4 protein-coding genes are annotated in these 3,714 nt (G+C 57.9%); 1 reads left to right on the plus strand and 3 read right to left on the minus strand.

The features are described from left to right. The first annotated feature begins 443 nt into the window (after nt 1-443). Nucleotides 444-1,352 carry a DMT family transporter gene (locus G9Q73_RS10985; protein WP_177419828.1) on the plus strand — a complete coding sequence of 303 codons (909 nt, stop codon included), beginning with the start codon at nt 444-446 and terminating at the stop codon, nt 1,350-1,352. Here the strand turns inward: G9Q73_RS10985 and G9Q73_RS10990 are convergent. From G9Q73_RS10990 to G9Q73_RS11000, 3 genes are all read right to left on the minus strand, one after another. Continuing rightward, nucleotides 1,310-2,584, minus strand: coding sequence for a TRAP transporter large permease (locus tag G9Q73_RS10990; protein WP_177419829.1), 1,275 nt, complete (start codon nt 2,582-2,584; stop codon nt 1,310-1,312). The two genes, G9Q73_RS10985 and G9Q73_RS10990, sit on opposite strands and share 43 nt — an antisense overlap. Continuing rightward, nucleotides 2,584-3,072 (minus strand): TRAP transporter small permease, encoded by a 489-nt coding sequence (locus G9Q73_RS10995; RefSeq protein ID WP_177419830.1) that lies wholly within the window; start codon nt 3,070-3,072, stop codon nt 2,584-2,586. The genes G9Q73_RS10990 and G9Q73_RS10995 overlap by 1 nt, the downstream gene beginning before the upstream one ends. 61 nt (nt 3,073-3,133) lie before the next feature. Beyond that, entirely contained in the window at nt 3,134-3,454 is a 321-nt protein-coding gene (locus tag G9Q73_RS11000) for a cupin domain-containing protein (protein WP_177419831.1), read from the minus strand. Nucleotides 3,455-3,714: the final 260 nt, after the last annotated feature.

The following is a 3,714-nucleotide window of genomic DNA, read 5'->3' on the forward strand; positions in this document are numbered from 1 at the left end:
TATCCTCAGAACTGCCAACCATGATGCCCGCCAGCGCTGGCGGAGGACCCGACGGCGACGCCTGCCTGGTATCTGCCTGTCATCATCGTCGGTAAGCTACCTGATAAACCTAACCGGCCCGCCGGAGTGGATGGCAGCGCATGGCGCTTTCCAATCGGTATCGCCCGGGCCTCACCACGATTGCGTGAATGCGAACCGGAATAAAAACAAGCTTTCGTTGACGGCGCTGTAATAGCGGGCATGCTGTCTTCCATGATCCCTTTACACGTTAAACATCTAGCCCGTCAGCGCCGACCGTCCATTGCGGGTGGTCATGCCGTCTGCGTGTCTGGAGGAGAAGATCAGCGATTGATCCGCTGAATTAAGTAAGATTCCGCAAGGCCGCAGATGGAAACATCTGCGGCCTTTTTTGTTTGGTGGTATGAAAAAAGGAGGAATTTGTCATGTCCGTGCCGGCCGCCTATCTGGGGGTTATTCTGATCTGGGGCACCACACCGCTTGCAATAAAGTGGAGTGGTGAGGGTGTGGGTTATCTGTTCGGTGTTACCGGGCGCATGGTCATTGGCGTGGTGCTGGCATTGGCGCTGGTGCAGCTGATGCGATTGCGCATGCCCTGGCATGACGTGGCGCGCCGCACCTATCTGGCTGCCGGTCTCGGCATCTTCGTGGCGATGCTGTCGGTCTACTGGGCTTCCCAGTTCATCCCTTCAGGATGGATTGCGGTGCTCTTTGGTCTGACCCCCATTGCGACCGGCCTGATGGCACGGTTCTGGTTGACTGAGCCGGGGTTGACGCCAATGCGTCTGATTGCCGTGTTGATTGCACTCTCCGGTTTGGCAATGATCTTCAGTGCCGGATTGGATCAAGGTGTGCAGATGGCCTGGGGGGTAATCGGTGTACTGTTTTCCGTAGTCGTTCACTCTGCCAGTGCGGTCTGGGTGAAGCGAATCAACGCTGAACTACATGGCCTGGTGGTCACTAGCGGTGGGCTGATGGTTGCGGCGCCGCTGTTTCTGCTGACTTGGTTTCTGCGTGGGGAGACATGGCCAACTGACGTGGATGAGCGGGCGCTCTCCTCGATTGTCTATCTCGGGATTATTGGGTCGGTGCTGGGTTTTGCGCTCTACTTCTATCTGTTGCGTCATGTAGAGACGATGCGTGTGGCACTGATTACCCTGATAACGCCGGTGATTGCTTTGCTGGTCGGGCAAGGGTTTAACGGAGAGTCGGTGGATGGCCGGGTCTGGTTCGGCACCCTGCTGATTATGCTCGGACTGCTCGGTTTTGAATTGGGCAGCCGGTTCTGGCCTCAACCCCGGTCGAGCAGGGCCAGGGAGAGGGATGGCCAGTAGGTGATGATCAATACCGCGCCGAAAAGGAGGAAGAACCAGGGCAGGGTGGCGCGGTAGATCTGCGTCACCGGCTTGTTGAAACGGTAGCTGGCGATAAAGAGGTTCATGCCCACTGGTGGGGTAAAGTAGCCGATCTGCATGTTGGCGAGGAAGATGATGCCGAGGTGCACCGGGTCTATGCCGTACTGCAGGGCTACCGGCAGCAGCAGCGGCACTATCAGCACCAGTGCCGAAAAGATGTCGAGCATGGTGCCCAGCACCAGCAGAAAGAGGTTGAGCAGTATCAGGAAGGTCAGCGGGTCCGACACCCGTTCACGGATCCAGTCGAAAAGCTGGGTGGGGATCTCCTGATCGATCATATAGTTGGTGGAGGCCAGCGACATGCCGAGGATGACCAGGATGCCGCCTACCAGCAGCATCGCCTCGCGCATGACTTGGGGCAGCCTGCGCAGAGAGATCTCCCGATGGATGAAGACTTCGACCACAAGCACATAGAAGGCGGTGACCGCTGCGGCTTCGGAGATGGCGAAATAGCCGCTGTAGATGCCGCCGAGCACGATGATCGGCAGCGGAATCTCCCAGGCAGCTTCCCGGATGGCCGACAGCGCCTCTGCCTTGGAAAAAGTGGTCAACTTGACGCCGCGGCTCGACCAGAGGCTCCAGGCCACCAGAATCAGCAACATCAGCAGCCCCGGCAGGATGCCGGCCAGGAACATGTCGTCTACCGTGATGGAGCTGCCGATGCCGAGCTGCTGCGCCACTACTGCGTATAGGATGAGCGGCAACGCCGGGGCGAACAGCAGTCCCAGGCTACCGGAGGTAGTGACCAGCCCCAGACTGAAATTCTGTCGATAACCCGCTTCTGTGAGAGCCGGATAGAGCAGGGCGCCAAGGGCGACGATAGTAACGCCGGAGGCGCCTGTAAAGGCGGTGAAGAGGGCGCAGGCGATCAGCGCCACGAAGGCGAGTCCGCCGGGCATCCATCCCAACAGCGTCTGAGTGACGCGCACCAACCGGTGAGGGGCATTGCTTTCGCTTAACAGATATCCGGCGAAGGTGAAGAGCGGGATCGCCAGCAGCACCGGCATCTCGGCAATGCGGTAAAATTCGATGGCGACCACGGCGAGGTCGATCTCGGACTGGTGGAAGCCGATCAGGGCGCTGGCGCCGATGACGACAAACAGTGGGGCGCCGAACAGGGCGACCAGGATGAGACCCAGCGCGATGAGCATTACAGTTTTCCCCCCGGCAGGAATCGTAGGGGTATATTGAACAGAAAGCGCAGGGTCATGATGCCAAAGCCGATGGGGATGATGCTCTCTCCGGCCCAGGCCGGGAAGCTGCCGAACAGAAGGGAGCCGTCTTCGTACTCAAAGGCGACGAAGCGCGCAGCATGCCAGGCGATGATGCCGCATACAATGGCGCTGAAAAGATCGGTGACAGCCTGGATAAAACTGCGTCTTGAACCGGATAGATAGCGGGAGAGCAGATCGATGCGGATGTGCCGATCCTCCCGAGTGGAGGCGATGGCGCCCATCAGGCTGACCCAGAGGACCAGCATGCGCAGGGTGGGGTCGGCCCAGATAATCCCAGAGTCGAAAAAGTTGCGCAGCAGGATCTGGGCGACTGCAAGCAGGATCATGACCGTCAGGAGAAGCGCCATTACACCATCCTCGGCAAGCAGTATGAACTCTCTGACGCGCTTTAGTTTGACTTCCATGATCGGCCTATTATACGGCGTATCTGTGCAGAAACTATAGATTCTGAATGGAGTCGTACCATCAGGATGACGGGTGAATATGTACCGCCAGCCAGATGCAGATTGGATCGGTGCTGGTCTCCAGCACCCGATGGGGTGTGCGGGCAGGAATAAACAAGGTATCACCGCTCTGCAGGGTGACAATGCGATCCTCTACCTGCAGAGAGGCCTGGCCCTGGAGCAGGGCGATCCACTCATCCTGAGCCTGATCGCAGGTTTCGGTGCGGGTCGATGGGGGACTCTGAATCTTTTCTATTGAGACATTGCCACACTGCAGCAATGTTTCGAACGATTCCTCTTCTGCGGGGATTTTCGCCGGTTGATACAGGTTAGTGGCGGCCATGGATTCATCTCGTAGGCCTGATCAAGCGTAGCGGATCAGGCAACAGGTTTGATGAGAATCAGGTTGGGTTAATCCGTCTTTTTGGCTGTAACCCAACAATATTCACCATTATCGTCAGTGGCTGGATTGACGGTATTCATCGAGTAGCCCCTGAACCTTTCTAAACAGTTCGGGAGAGAAGAGTCCGTCGTTCTCCAGCGCCTTCACCGTGGCCGCAGCGGTTTGTGCCCACTCCTGTTTGCCTTGGGTGGTCGGCTCAA

This window comes from endosymbiont of Lamellibrachia barhami (assembly GCF_011947365.2).
GTDB lineage: Bacteria > Pseudomonadota > Gammaproteobacteria > Chromatiales > Chromatiaceae > QGON01.

Bases quoted from the DNA above. Each gene is read 5' to 3' on its own strand.
- G9Q73_RS10985 (WP_177419828.1), top strand. From the start codon at position 444: ATGTCCGTGCCGGCCGCCTATCTGGGGGTTATTCTGATCTGGGGCACC.
- G9Q73_RS10990 (WP_177419829.1), bottom strand. From the start codon at position 2,584: ATGCTCATCGCGCTGGGTCTCATCCTGGTCGCCCTGTTCGGCGCCCCA.
- G9Q73_RS10995 (WP_177419830.1), bottom strand. From the start codon at position 3,072: ATGGAAGTCAAACTAAAGCGCGTCAGAGAGTTCATACTGCTTGCCGAG.
- G9Q73_RS11000 (WP_177419831.1), bottom strand. From the start codon at position 3,454: ATGGCCGCCACTAACCTGTATCAACCGGCGAAAATCCCCGCAGAAGAG.